Origin of the sequence: Pseudarthrobacter sp. fls2-241-R2A-168, assembly GCF_030209335.1 — a bacterium.
GTDB lineage: Bacteria > Actinomycetota > Actinomycetes > Actinomycetales > Micrococcaceae > Arthrobacter.
In genome coordinates, this window is sequence record NZ_JARVSG010000004.1 from 222,677 (window position 1) to 237,980 (window position 15,304).

The window sequence follows — 15,304 nt, forward strand, 5'->3', positions numbered from 1 at the left end:
AAGAGTTGGTGGTTTAGCCCTTGACGGCTGACTGGGTGAGGCTGGCGATGATCCAGCGCTGTGCCACAAGGAAGACGATCAGTGCCGGGGCGATGGCGATAGTGGTCGCTGCCATCACCTGGGCCACGTTGCCGGCGCCGTAGGGGCCGAGCATCAGGACCAGGCCCAGCGGGAGGGTGGCGGTATCGGTGCTGTTGAGGAAGATGGACGGGGCGAAGTAGGCGTTCCAGCTGCCCAGGAAGGTGATGACACCGAGGGTGCTGACCGCGTTTTTGGCCAGGGGAAGGGCGATCAGCCGGTAGGTCTGCCAGGCGGTTGCCCCGTCCATGCGGGCGGCGTCGATGATCTCCTGGGGCAGGCCCAGGAAGAACTGCCGGAGCAGGAATACGCCCAGGGCTCCGGTGATGCCGGGCAGGATCAGGCTGAGCGGGTTGTCCAGCAGGCCGAAGCTCCGCATGAGCAGGAACAGCGGGATGATGGTCACCTGCGCCGGCACCATCAGCGAGGACAGCAGGCCCACGAAGATGGAGTTGCGGCCCGGGAATTCCAGCTTGGCGAAGGCGTATCCGGCCATCGGTGCGGTGATGATCATGCCGACGCTGACGGCAATCGCTATGACAGCGCTGTTGAACATGTTCCGCAGGATGGGCACCGGCCCGCTGACTGCTGCGGCATAGTTTCCCCAGTCCCATTCGGTGGGCAGCCACTGCGGCGGCAGGTCGTAGGCGTGGCCGGCGTCCCGCAGGGACGTGGTGAACATCCACAGGAAGGGGGCGATCATTCCGACGGCGCCCAGGACAAGCAGCCCGACGGAAATGGACTTCCCGACGCCGGCGCGCCGCCGCCGTCGTACGTCCTGTCCTGAAAGGGTGCGGGAGGGGAGGACGGCGTTACTCATTGTTCACCCATGATTTCCTGAGGCGGAACTGCACCATGGTCACCAGCATGATGATCAGGAACAGGGTCACCGCGATGGCTGAGGCGTAGCCCATGTCGAACTTGTTGAAGGCCACTTCGGCGATGTACATCACCACGCTGCGGCTGGCATCGCCGGGGCCGCCGCGGGTGAGCACGATGATCGATTCGTAGATCTGGAACGCGCCGATGATAGTGATGGTGATGTTGAAGAAAGTTGCCTGGCTGATCATCGGCAGGACAATCCGGCGGAAAATCTGCCACTCGTTGGCGCCGTCCATCCGGGCGGCCTCCACCATGTCCTTGGGGACTTCCTGCAGGGCGGCCACGAAGATCAGCATCGCGAAGCCGACGTTCCGCCACGTGTCCACGATGACCACTGACACTTTGGAGAACTCCGGGCTGTTGAGCCAGTCGATCCGTTCCCCGCCCATGGCGGTGAGGTAGTAGTTCAGGATGCCCGTGTCCTTCTGGAAGAGCGCCTGCCAGATGATGGACACGTACACCAGCGCCACCAGGTACGGGAAAAAGTAGGCGGAGCGGAACACGTAGGTCAACGCGCGGGGGAGCCGCTGGTTGATCAGCACGGCGAACAGGAGCGCGAACCCGTTGATCAGTACGACGGCGGCGCCCACGTAGAGGACGGTGTTGCCGTACGTCGTGGCAAGCCGCTCATCCCGGAACATCCGGACGTAGTTGTCCAGTCCGATGAACTTTGGTGCCGTGAGGATGTTGTACTTGGTGAGGCTGAGGTACAGGGCCGCGATGAGCGGGCCGAGGACGAAGACCAGGAAGCCGATCACCGTGGGTGCCGTAAACAGGTAGCCGGTGAGGGCTTCCCGACGGCGGGCGGCGCTTCGATGCCCGGGGCGGCCCCCGCGCCCGGACGGGGGCGCGGGCGGCAGCTCAGTTTGGGGGACGATCAGGGTCACTGCTGCAACGCCTCCTCAACATCCTTTTGGGCCTTCTGAAGGGAGGCGCCGATGTCCTGGCCGGACATGATCTCGTCCATGGCCCGCATAAACGCCGGATCCAGCACGTTGTAGGCACGCGGAGCCGCTACCGGCTTCGCGTAGGAAAGTGAGTTGTAGAACTCTTCGGCGTGCTCCGGGGAGGCAAGGAAATCCGGGGACGAAGCGGCGGTCCTGGTGGACGGGACAGCGGCGCCGGCGTCGGCCCATTTCTTCTGGGTCTGCTGGTCAGTGAGCATCTTGATGAACTCCCAGGACAGCTCCTTGTTCTTGGACGCTTTGGAGACTGCGAAGGCGCCGGCGCCGAACACGGTTGACTTGGTGGTGCCCTTCGGCCACGGAAGGATGTCGTAGTCGCTGAAGCCGGCCTTTTCGAAGCCGCCGGTGACAAAGTGCCCGGCGCCGGTCATGGCCGCCTTGCCGGCGGGGAACAGCTGGTACGGGTCGGAGCCCTTCGGCTGCGGGGATACACCGTGCTTGGTGACGAGGTCCCGGACCCAGCCCACGGTTTCCTTAACCTTCTCGTCGGTGAGCTGGGCCTTGTCCAGATCATCGCTCATCACGGACGTGCCATTGGAGTACAGCCACGGGGTGATGCCAAAGGAGTAGTACGGCATGGCGAACCCGTACACCTTGTCCGCGCCTGAGCCGGTGGTCAGCTTCTTGGAGATCTCCAGGAAGTCGTCCCAGGTCCAGTCGTCGCTGGGGCGCTCAATCCCGGCGGCCGCAAACATCTTGGTGTTGTAGTAGATCACCATGGTGTTGAACGTGTTGGGCATCAGATACGTGGAGCCGTCCTTGCTGAAGCCTTCGAGGAGCTTGGGGTCGATGTCCTCGCGCAGGGACTTGGCCTCCGGATCGTTCTTGAGGAAGCCGTCCAGGGGTGTGAACAGCTCGTTGGCCAGGCCCAGCTCGACGCCCTCGGTGGCGATGTTGATGACATCCGGCGCTTGCCCGGCTGCTGCCTGCGTGACGAGCTTGTTAACGTACTCGGTCCAGGTGGTGATCGGGGTGAAGTTGTTGTTCACCGTGACGTTGGGATACTTCTCCTTGAAGCGCTCGGCTACGCCGTCATAGACGGCTTTGTCGCCGGGATCGCCCCAGTTGGAAACGGAGATGCTGGCGGTGATGTCCTTGGCCGGAGCGGCGTAGGGACCGTCCGCCGCCGGCGTGGCTGCATCCGTGCCGCTGCCGCAGGCTGTGAGGGCCAGCAGGGCAGCGGTTGCCGCTGTGGCCAGGGTCGTGCGGACTGTTTTTCTCATGGAATGCTCCTTTGCATGCTGCGCCCGGGGGAGGTGCGCTGGTGGGATGCGACGTTGGTTTGTTTGGGTTAGTCGGTGGAGCTGTTGCTGGTAGAGCGGCGGAACTCGATCCGGGACTCGAGCCGGAGGATAGTGGCGGGCGCAGCGGGGTTCTCGAGCCGCTGCAAAAGTAAACTCACCGCGCTCTCACCCAGCTGGAACGCGGGCTGGCGCACGGTGGTTATTTGTGGTTGGAACAGGTCCGAGTAGGTGAAGCCGTCAAACGTCGCGAAGGCCATGGTGCCAGGCACCCGGAGTCCTTCGTGCTGCACAGCCCGCAACGCACCTGCCGCCAGGAGGGTGCTGCAGGCGAGGATCGCCGTCGGACGTCCTGAGGGGGTGGCCAGCAGCGGCCGGACACGGTCGAACGTGGCTGCCGCAGTGACTGTGCCTTCGCAAAGAAGTTCGGGTGGTACTGCCATGCCTTTCGTGAGCATGGCGGCCCGGAAACCGTCATAGCGCTCGCGGAGCGAAGACACCCGCAGGTCCCCGGAAACGAGTAGGATCCGCTCGTGGCCCTGGGACGTGAGGTGGTCAACCAGGGCTGCCATTGCGGCCTGGTTGTTGACGCCAACCTGGTCCACCTGCCCCTGGTCCCCGCCCAGGTCCGCCAGCCGGTCCAGCAGGACCAGCGGCTTATTTTCCTTCCTGATCCGCTCCAATAGTCCGGCGGTTGACCCCGCCACCCGCGCGAGGATGAGGCCATCGACCCGGCGGTCCAGGAGGGCTTCCACCGCTGCGCGCTCCCGGGCGGGATCTTCCGCCGAGTTGGCCAGCAGCAGGGAGAGGCCGTTGTGCGCAGCCGCCTCCTCCACGCCATGCACCATGTCTGCGAATGCCGGTTCACCGGCATCGGAGACCACCAGTCCGATGGAGTCGGTCCTGGCGCGGCGCATGGAGCGGGCCAGCACGTCACGCCGGTAGCCTGTGGCCTTCACAGCGCTCATTACACGCTTTTTGGTTTCCGGCTCGACGTGCCTGGTTTCGTTCAGGACGTGCGACACCGTGGACGTCGATACGCCGGCAAGTGATGCGACATCGACGATGGTTGCCACTGTGACTCCCTCTAGCGAAACGATTGCGCGAACGTTTCGATAGTAGAGACAAACGTTTCGATGTGCAATGGGTCACGTTGAAGTTTTTTGAACAGCGGTTTCCTGCGGGCGGACCCGGGTCCGGGTTCACGGCGGATTCCCGCCCGCAGCGAAAGGTCCTCAAGCCGGTGTAGCCTACACAGGGACCAACCAGCCTGAGGGGGCAGAGCATGGATACACCCGGCTACTTCACCACCGCCTATCCCGGCGTCACACCGTTGACCCGCGGATGGAAGCTCATCATCGCGTTGGCCGCTGCGGTGGGCCTGGGTACCTGGGTGGGCCTGGCATTTCTCTGGTCCGCGCTTTTCCTCGCCCAGCCGGGAACACTTGATGTTCTGGAACAGGCACCGACCGATCAGGACGTGCTTGCGGGAGATTATTCGGACCTGGAGCAAGAGGTGTGGTTGGAGGATGTCCGGTACCTAGGTGAGTACAACAACAGCAACTACTTCGTGGCACCGGACCGGCTCGACAGTACCGGCTTTTGTCTCATCACTGAGCGCGTCCTGCCGGACGGCGGGTGGAACGCCAGCTGCGGGCAGCTCATCGACGGCCGGGATGCGCTCACCAGCCTTTCCGACCCGGAAGGCAGGCTGGTAGTCCTGGTTCCGGACCAGTTCGACCACCGCCCGCTGGAAGCTGACGGCTGGGTAACTGTCCACACCAACCTGCTCGTGGAAGTGAACGATGCGAGCGGTAGCCGGACCGGCTCAGAAGGTCCGGACGCGAAGTCCGTCAGCCTGGGCTAGGCGGGAGCTGGGCCGGTGGACGCCCGGTATTCGATAACGGGGGCGAGGCGGACGATGGCCGGTTCACGTGACTTGTCTGCGATCCGCTTTGCCAGGAGCTCGGCCGCCGTGGAGCCCACATCGAAAGCCGGCTGGCGGACCGTGGTGAGCTGGGGTTCGAACAGGTCCGCATAAGCGAAGCCGTCGAAGACTGCGAAGGCAATTTCGTCGGGCATGCGCAGGCCACGCTGCTGGATCTGCCGGAGCGCAGCGGCGGCGAGCACCGTGCTGCAGGCTATGACGGCCGTTGGTGGCTTAGCCGCTCCCAAGGCCTTGCGGATTCCGGCGTCGGTCTCCTTGGAGTCGTGAGCTGAGACGGTCAGTTGCTTTGCCGCGGGGATGCCGGCGGCCGCCATGGCTTCGGTGAAGGCTTCGTGCCGCTCCCGCAGGGTGGCAACCCGGGTGTCCCCGGCTATCAGCAGGATCCGTTCGTGGCCCTGGGCAGTGAGGTGCTGCACCAGTTCCCTGATGGGCTCGCGGTTTTCCACGCCCACCTGGTCGTAGGGGTCGTCGGACAGCCGGTCCATCAGCACCAGGGGAGTCTCGTGGTTGGCAAACTCGCTGATGGCGTCCAGGCCGGAGCCTGCGACGCGGGCCAGGATGAGGCCGTCCACCCGGCGCTCCAGGAGTGCCTGGACGGCCCGCGCCTCGCGCTGCGGATCCTCGGCGGAATTGGCCAGCAGCAAGGTGACTCCCTGGCTGGCGGCTGTCTCCTCGACGCCCCGGATCATTTCCGCAAAAGCCGGCTCGCCGCCGTCGGACACTATGAGGCCGATGCTGTCAGTCCGGGACCGGCGCATGGCGCGGGCCAGCGCGTCCTGGCGGTAGGACGTTTCCTCGATGGCCTTTAGGACCTTCTGCCGGGTCTCATCATTGACGTGCCTGGTGCCGTTAAGGACGTGCGAGACGGTGGAGATGGACACGCCGGCAAGCTTGGCCACTTTTACCATCGTCGTCATGTCGCCGTCCTCAGGGAATCGTTTACGCGAACGTTTCGCGCAGCCTCCGCCAGTTTACAGACGGGTGGCCGACAGGTGCCGTGACAGGTCTGGAAGTAGGTAGCAGTAAGTGCCGTTATCAGGGGCCATAACGACACATTCTGCTACTTAGTTTCTGGAACATTCCTTTGTTCAGGCTCTCATCAGCGGAGAGTGCCGGCTAAATGGATGTCAGCGGAAATTACTTAGCACAACCCCTTTACTCTCCCCGGACCCGTTATTAGAGTTCATAGTCCAGATGGACGCCGGGGGGCGTCTGGAGAGGGGGCAGTGCATCAAGGCTGATATAAACCAGAAGACACATGACCACTACGTGGAAAGCCCCTCTTAGGAGGGGCTTTCTCCTTTCCAGGCAGGGGCATGGGCCGAATCTCGGGCCCGGTGAAGTCCCGATGTCTAACCGAAAAAACCGAGTAAACCGAGTAGTCGCTCTCAGGTAGCACGCGGAAAAACGAGTACCCGGTACTCATGACCGGCTATGGCGCCCCTCATAGGGTGGACCGGACAGGGGGATGCGGGCGCCGCACAACGGTTTCGCTTGAGGTTCCCTGCCGGACCATGCATGGGAGGACAACTATGCAAGCGGGGATCTACATCCAGGGGAGCCGCCTCAGCCGGATCCAGAGCTGGGCGTTGCTGTCGGCCGCGGCAAAACGCACCAGCTCCTTTCGGAGGAAGTGACAACCGTGGATAAACGTCAGCGCCATACGAGGACCCGGATCCTCGTCCTGCTAATAGCCATGTTCGCTCTCACCTGCGGCACCATCGGCGTTGCTTCCTATTCAGCGCCCACCCCTGACGGGGAAACGAAAGGTCCACCGCCCAGCCAAAGTGCTGATACGGCAAGCGCAGCACCCAGCCAAACTGAAAGTCCAGCGCCCACACAAAATGCTGAAACGGCGACTCCGGTTCCCGCGGACCCAGTTCCAAGTGCTGCACAACCGACTATTGAAATCCCAGCTCCGGCTCCCGAGCTTGTTCCGGAATCCGCGCCCTTGCCTGCCTCCGATGCCATGCCCGTCGGCGACCTGCCCGGGTGGAGGCAGGTCTTCGCGGAGGACTTCAACGACGGCGACGTTGGACTTGGTGGCTTTCCAGGCATCTACGGCACACGCTGGAGCGCGAACTACTTCGATGGCACGCCCGATACGGCTGCGCAACAGCAGCCAAAGGGCGCCCGGACATCCGGGTATTTCCCATCGAAGGTCCTGAGTGTCCATAACGGCGCCCTGGACATGTTCCTCCATTCGGAAAATGGCGTGGCCATGGGCGCCGCACCATCCCCCATAGTTGGGGGAGCTACCCAGCGGCCCTGGAACAGCCAGGTGTACGGGCGCTACTCTGTGCGCTTCAAGGCCGATGTCCTCCCGGGATTCAAGTTGGCATGGTTGCTGTGGCCCGACAGCAAGCAGTGGCCACAGGACGGGGAGATCGACTTTCCGGAGGGGGACCTGGGCAAGGTCATTTATGCGGCTTGGCATTACGTCGGCCCAGATGGGCATCACTTTGAAGTCTTTCGTCCAAACGTTCCCCATGGAGGATGGCACACAGCCACCACTGAGTGGAGTCCCGGGCGGATCGAATTTTTCCTCGATGGAGTTTCCATCGGTGTAGCCGCCAGAGGCGTACCGGCCACACCAATGCACTACATCATGCAGACGGAGGCCTGCCTAACAAGCTGCCCGGCGCCCGAAACCAGCGGCCATGTCTACGTTGACTGGGTCGCTATCTGGGAGAGGACCTAATTAGCTCAAAACTCGCGCCTCGGGAAAGTGAGCGTACGACGGCGGCCGCGCGCCGCCGTCGTACGCCTCACTAAGGGGGGTGGTCACCCGGGCCGTGGAAACAGGTCTGGACCGTTCCCGCCGGTAGTATGTGCCGGGTGACAAGGAACGGCGGGCGCCCCAGCATCAGCAAACAGGAGTGGATCAAATACGCTGCGCTCTTTGTGCTGGCAGTGGCTGCCTTCGGGGTGGCGGCCATCGCCCTGATGGGTCCGCGCAACGTGGATGAGGCTCTCCCGCCGGCGCCAAGCATGCCGGCCGCCACGAGCAGCGTTACTCCGTCAGCCACCGCCACTCCCGCGGGGACGGCGACTGCCTCTCCTACGGCTACTGCTAGCGCAACATCCCAGGCACCGGGAATCGAGCTGCCCGCCGAGCCCGTGGTGCTGATTCTTGGCGATTCCTACACAGCCGGCGTCGGTGCGGGACGGCCGGACCAGGGGTGGGCCTACCTTGTTGCCGGGCAGCTCGGATATCCCACCAATATTGACGGGGTGGGCGGGACAGGGTTCGCCTGGGGCGGTGGCGCCCGGGACGATCAGGGCGGTGAGTACGAAGTCCGGTTGCGGAACATCGCGGCGAACCCCGCTTTTGTTCCCAATGTCCTTATTCTCCAGGGCGGCCAGAACGACTCCCAGATCGCCAATCCGGACGAAGTCAAAGCAGCCGCCACGCAGACCATCGAAGCGGCGCGCAGGTTTTGGCCGGGCATCCAGGTGGTGGTGCTGGGACCGTCCGCACCGCAACCCCTCGGGGAGGACCTGCGCCGCGTGAACAGCGCTGTCCGGGACGGTGCCGCGGCGGCCAGCGCTCCATTCATTGACGCCGTCGAGGCCGGATGGTTCACCACCGCGAACAGCCCGAATTATGATGCCGACGGCGCCCACCCCAACACCGCCGGGCACGCCTACCTTGCCGGGAAGTTCCTGGAAGCCTGGAACCGACTGACTCAGTAAACAGGACTCCCCGTCCCGGCCAAGTGGTTGTCAGGGAAACATCACCTTAATGACACCTCGCCGCCACCTTGGGACGGAAAACTGGAGGTGGGGAGAAGTCTCGGCAACCGGAAAGGACAGTCATGGCAAGCAACGGCCGTGTGGTTGTGGAATCAACGGATGAACTCGCGTCAGGCGACGGCATCGAAGCCTTCCATAAGGACATCCTGGTCCATCGAGGCCCGGTCACGGACACGATGCCGGAGTGCGGGCTGTTCTGGATTTTGGACACTGTGACCGGAGGCCGACGCCTTCTGGACATGTCCGAACTCTCCATCTTCCGCCTCCCCTCGCCAACCGAGGAGCCGACGCTTCCGGGCGTCCTCCATGGCGGCCGCCGCCAGGAGGGTGAAACCGTGGCAACGTCCTACTGGCGCGACGCCACTCCGCTGGACTAGCCGCAACATTTGTCCGCTGCCCGCCGCCTCTGAGCAGGGCGGAGAATCTCCATCGACTTTCCTTTGCCCAGGCCATTTACTGGCCCCGGTCGCTTGATTAGAGTCAGTTCTTGTCATAGTCCGGATGGGCGCCGGGGCGTCCGGGAAGGGGGAGTGCATCACCGCTGACCTACATCAGAAGACAATTGACCACTACGTTGAAAGCCCCTCCCAGGAGGGGCTTTCCCTTTGCGTAAAGGCACCCATCACCTGTGGATCCACACGCGCGGGAACGGCAATCGGCGTTACAAGCCGTGGTCGGGACGCGGCACGGGCGCCGGAAGAAGCCAGGACAGGGCCTCATTGCGGGAGGTGAAAAACCGGGTGGGACACGGGAGGGTGCGCCGTGCCATGGCGAAGTTGGCAATGACACGGTTGACCGGGCTCGAGCCAAGCAGGGCAATTCGTGAAGCTGCACACTTGTGGCTGAAGACGGATTTGGCCTGACGCGTCACAGCCTGGGTGTTCGCCATATCGATCAACATCGGGTACTCGGCACCGTCGGCAAGCTCATTAAGCTTTGCCATCGCCGCGTGTACATCGGCGGCCACCAGTACGGTTCCCGGCTTCCACACAAGGTGGAAAACCCCGTCGTCACCGAGTTCCAACGTGCCCTTGCCGCCGTCAACAGTGATTGGCTTCATCTCTACTCTCCCCCCAGAGTCTGTGTAGCCCAGCCTAACTGCCCGCTTCACCATTCGCAGCGAAACGACACGTCGGCCGGCAGGGGGGAACGGACTTCCTAGGCAACGGCGGGGCGATGTTTGGCGGCAAGCGCGGCCAGGTCGATGATCAGCCGACGCACCTCATGCTCCCGGCTCCTGGAAGGCCTGCTCTGTTGCGCTGCGCAGGGTCTTTCCAGGCGTGTCTTGGGCGGAGCGGGGACGGGGGATGCCCTTGGCCGCTCCACGCTCGGTGCTTCTTGTCCCGCGAGCGGACTATCCGAGGCCATCCCGTCCCCCTTGACGTAGTAGTTCCTGCTGCGCTTACAGCCACTCTAGGAAGCCAAGTCACTTGGCGGAAGCGCATATGTCCATCATCGGGATTTATTGTGTCGATCTTGAGCTTTTCTCCGCTTTGGCATCTGCCCGGTCCTGAAAAACATGCAGTTGTGCAATCTTTGCAGTTATGCAAAAATAAACGCATGCCCCCCACTTCTTCCCCCTCCCTTCGTGAGCGCAAAAAGGTCGAAACCTGGACTGCCATCCATGAAGCCGCAGCCTCGCTGGCACAGCAGCGCGGCCTGGAGCACGCCACTGTCGAGGCCATCGCGGAGAGCGCGGGGGTCTCGCCCCGGACATTCTTCAACTATTTCCCGTCGAAAGAGGACGCCGTGCTCGGCCTCCACGAGCCGGTCCTGGACGCGGCTGAGGCGGCGAAACTGGGCGGGGCACAAGACTTGCTGGAGCAGGTCACCCTGCTGCTGGTCGCCGTCGCCCGTTCCTCCATCCGGGACACGGACAACGCCCGGCGCCGGCTCATCCTGAAGCGGCACCCGCACCTGTTCGCGCGGCAGATGGAGTACATGGCCAAGGCCGAAGCCCTGGTGTGCCAGGCCGTGGCCGGCCACTTCAGCCGTGACCCGGACTGGGCCGCAGGTGCTGGAGGCTTCAGCCCGGAGGAAACCGCGCGGATGACCGTGATGCTCGCGGCAGTCCCCGCCAAGTTCCGGGCAAAATCCACCGATTTCGATCCCGCCACCGGGCTCACTCCCGAAGACCTAGCGCCCGCGGTGGCGCTCTTCCACCACTTGCAAAGGAAACTCTCATGACCACGGCCCCTCCGCCCGAAACAGCGCAGGCCCCGCAGAAGCAGCACATGGTGCTGCTTTTTGTGGGCCTGATGCTCTCCATGCTGCTCTCCGCCCTCAACCAGACCGTCCTGAGCACCGCGCTGCCCACCATCGTGGGCGAACTCCACGGCGTCAGCGACATGCTCTGGGTGATCACCGCGTTTATCCTCACCTCCACCATCAGCATGCCCATCTACGGCAAGCTCGGTGACCTGATGGGGCGCAAATCACTCCTGATCGCTGCCATCCTGCTGTTTATGATCGGCTCCGTGGTGGGTGCGCTCGCCAACGACATGGGTGTGCTGATCATCGCCCGCGTCATCCAGGGCCTGGGCGGCGGCGGCCTGATGATCCTCTCGCAGGCGGTCATCGCCGACGTGGTCCCGGCCCGGGAACGCGGCAAATACATGGGCATGATGGGCGGCGTCTTCGCCATCGCCTCCGTGGCCGGCCCGCTTTTGGGCGGCTGGTTCACCGAAGGTCCGGGCTGGCGCTGGGTCTTCTGGATCAACATCCCGCTGGGCCTGCTGGCCCTGGCCGGAGCCGCGTTCTTCCTCAAACTGCCCAAGCACTCCGGCAAGCCCAAACTGGACCTTGGCGGGATGGTGCTGATGGCCATCGCCACCACCTGCCTGGTGCTGTTCGCCACCTGGGGCGGCAGCAAGTACGAATGGTCCGATCCCATCATCATCGGCCTGATCGCCGGCACCGTGGCCAGCGCCGTGGCGTTCGTCCTGGTGGAGCGGCGCACGGCTGAACCCATCATTCCGCTGCACCTCTTCAAGGACCTGAACTTCAACCTCTCCACGTTCGCCGGCCTGCTGATCGGCGTGGCCATGTTCGGCGCCATCGGCTACCTGCCCACCTACCTGCAGATGGCCTTCAGTGTGAACGCCACCGAATCCGGCTTGCTGATGATTCCCATGATGGGTGCCCTCCTGGTGGCCTCCGTGGGATCCGGCCAGCTGGTCAGCCGGACCGGCCGGTACAAATGGATGCCCATCGCCGGTTCCCTGCTGGTGGCGGTGGCCCTGGTGCTGCTCTCCACCCTCAAACCCGGCCAGCCGCTCTGGGAGATCTGCGCCTACCTTGCCGTGATGGGCCTCGGGCTGGGCCTGAGCATGCAGATCCTGGTGCTGGTGGTCCAGAACTCCTTCGCCCTGCGCGAGGTGGGCACCGCGACGGCGTCGAACAATTTCTTCCGCCAGATCGGCGCCACCCTGGGTTCAGCGGTGGTGGGTAGCCTGTTCGCCAGCCGCCTCGCCGAACTCCTCACCGAGCGCATGCCGGCCTCCGCATCCGGCGGCAACGCCCCCGGCGGATCGAACTCGCTCACCCCCGCGCTGGTCAACCAGCTGCCGGCGGAGATCCGGGAGCTGATCATCTCCTCCTACAACGACGCCCTGACCCCCATCTTCATCTGGATGGTCCCGCTGGCGCTGATTGCCGCCGTCGTGCTGCTTTTCGTCAAGGAGAAGCCGCTGGCCACGGCCGTGGAGCACGACGTCCTCTCCGAGTCCATCAGCGAGGGCAACATCCTCATAGCGGCCGACGACGAGTCCCCGGCTGTATCCCGCTAGGCTGCGGTTTCCGCGGCGCCCGCGTACGGACGAGGGCCGCGGTTCCCAGCGCCAGGCCCAGGATTCCGGTACCCAGGCCGGCCAGGCCAAGGGTGTTGTCCGCGGCGGGTGACACCTCCGTGGTTGCTGACAGCCCTTCCGGTTCGGCCGGGGCCGCGGGGCCGTGGCCGTCCTGGGCTGCTGTGGTGACAAACGAGGGCGCCGGGTGCTTCGGTTCCTCCTGGCCGGGGGTTGCCGGATCTGCCCAGTCCACCACCGTTCCGTCCGAGTACCACTGGGTTGCAGGCAGGGCCACTGTGGTTCCGGCCGCGGGGAGCCGGCCCACCGAGATCGAAAAGCTCTGGTATTCGCGCCGGCCCAGCTGGTGGGCCGCGTCCGCTGTCCAGGTGACGGCGGAGGCCGCCTTGGAGATGGTGGCACCCTCGATGGTCACGGGGGAGGGCAGTGCGGCCTCGGTGATCTCTGCGGTCCAGCCCTCCAGGGGTTTGACGGAGACCGATGTGAACGGAGTTCCGGCGGGCAGCGCCACCGCAATCCTGGTGGTCTTGGCCGTGGCCGACTCGTTGGGAACCCGGAAGGTCAGTTGCGAGTAGCCGCCGGCAGCGGGCGACGACGGATCCACGCTGACGTGCGCGAAGGACGGGCCTGCGCCGGCCAGCAGGAGTCCGGCTGCCGCGCTGAAGGCGGCAGCGGTCCTTGCGGAAGTGCGGTGGCGTGCAGTTGTCATGGGGAGGTGCCTTTCAGCTGGCTGCGCGCGTTTCTGACGGGGAAGCTGCGCTGGCCCTTTTGAGGTGCGCTTCGAGGATGTAGGTAGTCTGCCCGGCACGCTGCCTGATCTGCGGCAGGTGGTCCGCAGCGAGCCAGGGCAGGACGCCGGACGGGTCACGGTCACGGGTACCTTCACGCACCGCCAGTTCCAGATCCCGGGCGTGGCCGGCAAGGCGTTCGGCCCCTACCTGCAGGCTCGCGGTCTTGAGGCTGAGGACAGCATCGATGGCATCCGGGAGATCTCCGGTGGTCAACGCCAGCCGCAACCTGTCGATCCTCAGGGGGAGGGCGGCGACGAAGTTTTGGACGAACACCCGCCACACTTCCTCATAGTTGTCCAGGTCCGCGCGCAGCTTGTCCAGGACGGCATGGTCCAGGAGGGGGACGCTGTCCAGGAGGGGCCGGGCAGGTTCCTGGAAGCCCGCCAGCGGCAAAGTCCCGCCGGTTTCGGGGCCAACCAGGGTGTGCAGCGGTACTGTGGTTGCTCTCATGCTGGAACGGTATTGGGCGGATGTTGGGGGAACCCTGCAGCCGTTGCCAAGGGCAGTCCTAGTGTTTTCCAAGGTGTGGCTTCGGAGGTTCCGCCCAGCCTGCACCCAGCGCAGTTATGGAAACGTTATATATGCTTGCTTAGTGGTTTTTACGTCAAGCAGTGGAAATGTGTCAGCTCCCGGACGTCCGGACGTGCCCCCATCCGGGCTTATTTCCGGGCGCAAACACGCCCTGGACGGGCTGCGGACCATTGCCGTGGCGTTTGTGTTCCTCTTCCATGCGGCCACGGGCTTGGCCCCTGGCGGATCCATCGGTGTGGACGTCTTCTTCACCCTCAGCGGCTTTGTGATCACCCTCCTGATCATGAAGGAGTACCTCGCCACCGGCGGGCTGCGCCTGGGCATCTTCTACGCCAAGCGCCTGGCCCGGCTGTGGCCCGCGCTCCTGGCGGTGTGCGCAGTGGTTGTCACTGTAGGCGTGGTGTTTCCGGCGTCGAAGTGGGGCGGCCAGGAAGGCTTCGTCCTGCCCGCCGCCGGATACGTGATGAACCTGGCGCATTTTGGGACGTTCGGCGGCTCCATCACCGGTGAAACCCTCGGCCCCACCTGGACTCTCGCCGTGGAGGAACAGTTCTACCTGGTATGGCCGTTGCTCCTCCTGGTCCTGCTGCGGTTCTGGAAGGTGCGGACGGTAGCCTGGATCACCGCCGGCCTGGCCGCGGCGTTCCTGCTGGAGCGGTTCTTTTTGGTCCTGGCCGGGGCGCCGCTGAACCGGCTCTACAACGGGCCGGACACCAGGGCCGATGAGCTGCTGATCGGATGCACCCTGGCGCTGGTCCTCACGGTTGTCCGGCAGGGATCCCGGTCCCACGCGTCGCTGCTTGCCGCAGCGAGATGGGCCGGGCCGCCCGCATCCCTTGTCCTGCTGGCCGCCGTCTTCCTGCTGAAGGAACCGGAAACCCCCGGCCTCTGGTTCAGCATTTTTTGGACTGCCGGGCCCACCGCGCTGGCACTGCTGGCGGCACTGGCCACCGGCTGGCTGGTGCTGTCCCCGGCCGGCTTCACCGCACGGATATTGAGCCATCCCTGGCTTGCTGGCCCCGGGCGGGACCTCTCCTACGCCCTGTACCTCTGGCACATGCCCGTCTACCTGCTGCTGATGCCGCTGGTCCCGTCACTCTGGCTTCGCGTACCGCTGGCTGCAGCCGTCACGGTACTGCTCGCCTACGCATCCTTCCGCGTGGTGGAAACGCCCGTGCGCCGCTGGGCCAACAAAAGGCTCGATGCCGCCGTCGGCCGCTCCACTGCTGCACCCGAGCCGGAACGGAAGGTGGAACGGGAACTGGCAGCCGCGGCCGGACGGTCCTAGGCGGCCACCTCTGAGGAC

The 15,304-nt window shown here is 64.4% G+C and carries 15 protein-coding genes; 7 read left to right on the top strand and 8 right to left on the bottom strand.

Translation table 11 applies throughout. From position 1 onward, the window contains the following. Positions 1–13 precede the first annotated feature (13 nt). The 4 genes from QRN11_RS02965 to QRN11_RS02980 all read right to left on the bottom strand — a co-directional run bounded on the left by QRN11_RS02965 (position 14) and on the right by QRN11_RS02980 (position 4,242). Positions 14–898, bottom strand: coding sequence for a carbohydrate ABC transporter permease (locus tag QRN11_RS02965; protein ID WP_285249814.1), 885 nt, complete (start codon positions 896–898; stop codon positions 14–16). Continuing rightward, positions 891–1,847 carry a carbohydrate ABC transporter permease gene (locus QRN11_RS02970; RefSeq protein WP_285249815.1) on the bottom strand — a complete coding sequence of 319 codons (957 nt, stop codon included), beginning with the start codon at positions 1,845–1,847 and terminating at the stop codon, positions 891–893. The genes QRN11_RS02965 and QRN11_RS02970 overlap by 8 nt, the downstream gene beginning before the upstream one ends. Further along, positions 1,844–3,148 (bottom strand): ABC transporter substrate-binding protein, encoded by a 1,305-nt coding sequence (locus QRN11_RS02975; protein WP_285249816.1) that lies wholly within the window; start codon positions 3,146–3,148, stop codon positions 1,844–1,846. The genes QRN11_RS02970 and QRN11_RS02975 overlap by 4 nt, the downstream gene beginning before the upstream one ends. Before the next feature lie 68 nt (positions 3,149–3,216). After that, a complete protein-coding gene (locus tag QRN11_RS02980; protein ID WP_285249817.1) occupies positions 3,217–4,242 on the bottom strand; it encodes a LacI family DNA-binding transcriptional regulator in 1,026 nt (341 codons plus the stop codon). A 209-nt stretch (positions 4,243–4,451) separates the two neighbouring features. On the opposite strand from QRN11_RS02980, the gene QRN11_RS02985 reads away from it, so the two are divergent. Then, complete coding sequence (locus QRN11_RS02985) at positions 4,452–5,033, top strand: hypothetical protein (protein ID WP_285249818.1); 582 nt, start codon at positions 4,452–4,454, stop codon at positions 5,031–5,033. On the opposite strand, the gene QRN11_RS02990 is transcribed toward QRN11_RS02985, so the two are convergent. After that, positions 5,030–6,031 (bottom strand): LacI family DNA-binding transcriptional regulator, encoded by a 1,002-nt coding sequence (locus QRN11_RS02990; RefSeq protein WP_285249819.1) that lies wholly within the window; start codon positions 6,029–6,031, stop codon positions 5,030–5,032. The genes QRN11_RS02985 and QRN11_RS02990 overlap by 4 nt on opposite strands. Positions 6,032–7,083: 1,052 nt before the next feature. Between QRN11_RS02990 and QRN11_RS02995 the strand changes: the two genes are divergently transcribed. The 3 genes from QRN11_RS02995 (at position 7,084) to QRN11_RS03005 (ending at position 9,247) form a co-directional block, all read left to right on the top strand. Further along, a complete protein-coding gene (locus tag QRN11_RS02995) occupies positions 7,084–7,815 on the top strand; it encodes a glycoside hydrolase family 16 protein (protein ID WP_285249820.1) in 732 nt (243 codons plus the stop codon). A 128-nt stretch (positions 7,816–7,943) separates the two neighbouring features. Further along, on the top strand, positions 7,944–8,810 hold the full coding sequence (locus QRN11_RS03000) for an SGNH/GDSL hydrolase family protein (protein ID WP_285249821.1): 867 nt from the start codon (positions 7,944–7,946) through the stop codon (positions 8,808–8,810). A 122-nt stretch (positions 8,811–8,932) separates the two neighbouring features. Then, positions 8,933–9,247, top strand: coding sequence for a hypothetical protein (locus QRN11_RS03005; RefSeq protein ID WP_285249822.1), 315 nt, complete (start codon positions 8,933–8,935; stop codon positions 9,245–9,247). Between the two features lie 284 nt (positions 9,248–9,531). Here QRN11_RS03005 and QRN11_RS03010 read toward each other — a convergent pair whose 3' ends face one another. Then, positions 9,532–9,930: a DUF7793 family protein gene (locus QRN11_RS03010; RefSeq protein ID WP_285249823.1), complete on the bottom strand. Its 399-nt coding sequence runs from the start codon at positions 9,928–9,930 to the stop codon at positions 9,532–9,534. Positions 9,931–10,430: 500 nt separating this feature from the next. On the opposite strand from QRN11_RS03010, the gene QRN11_RS03015 reads away from it, so the two are divergent. Both QRN11_RS03015 and QRN11_RS03020 read left to right on the top strand, forming a co-directional pair. Next, a complete protein-coding gene (locus tag QRN11_RS03015; protein WP_285249824.1) occupies positions 10,431–11,057 on the top strand; it encodes a TetR family transcriptional regulator in 627 nt (208 codons plus the stop codon). Continuing rightward, positions 11,054–12,658: an MDR family MFS transporter gene (locus tag QRN11_RS03020; protein ID WP_285249825.1), complete on the top strand. Its 1,605-nt coding sequence runs from the start codon at positions 11,054–11,056 to the stop codon at positions 12,656–12,658. The genes QRN11_RS03015 and QRN11_RS03020 overlap by 4 nt, the downstream gene beginning before the upstream one ends. Here QRN11_RS03020 and QRN11_RS03025 read toward each other — a convergent pair. Then, positions 12,618–13,385, bottom strand: a complete 768-nt coding sequence (locus tag QRN11_RS03025) for a YcnI family copper-binding membrane protein (RefSeq protein ID WP_285249826.1) — start codon at positions 13,383–13,385, stop codon at positions 12,618–12,620. The two genes, QRN11_RS03020 and QRN11_RS03025, sit on opposite strands and share 41 nt — an antisense overlap. 13 nt (positions 13,386–13,398) lie before the next feature. Next, positions 13,399–13,917, bottom strand: a complete 519-nt coding sequence (locus QRN11_RS03030) for an Hpt domain-containing protein (RefSeq protein ID WP_285249827.1) — start codon at positions 13,915–13,917, stop codon at positions 13,399–13,401. A gap of 169 nt (positions 13,918–14,086) precedes the next feature. Between QRN11_RS03030 and QRN11_RS03035 the strand changes: the two genes are divergently transcribed. Beyond that, complete coding sequence (locus QRN11_RS03035) at positions 14,087–15,286, top strand: acyltransferase family protein (RefSeq protein ID WP_285249828.1); 1,200 nt, start codon at positions 14,087–14,089, stop codon at positions 15,284–15,286. Positions 15,287–15,304: the final 18 nt, after the last annotated feature.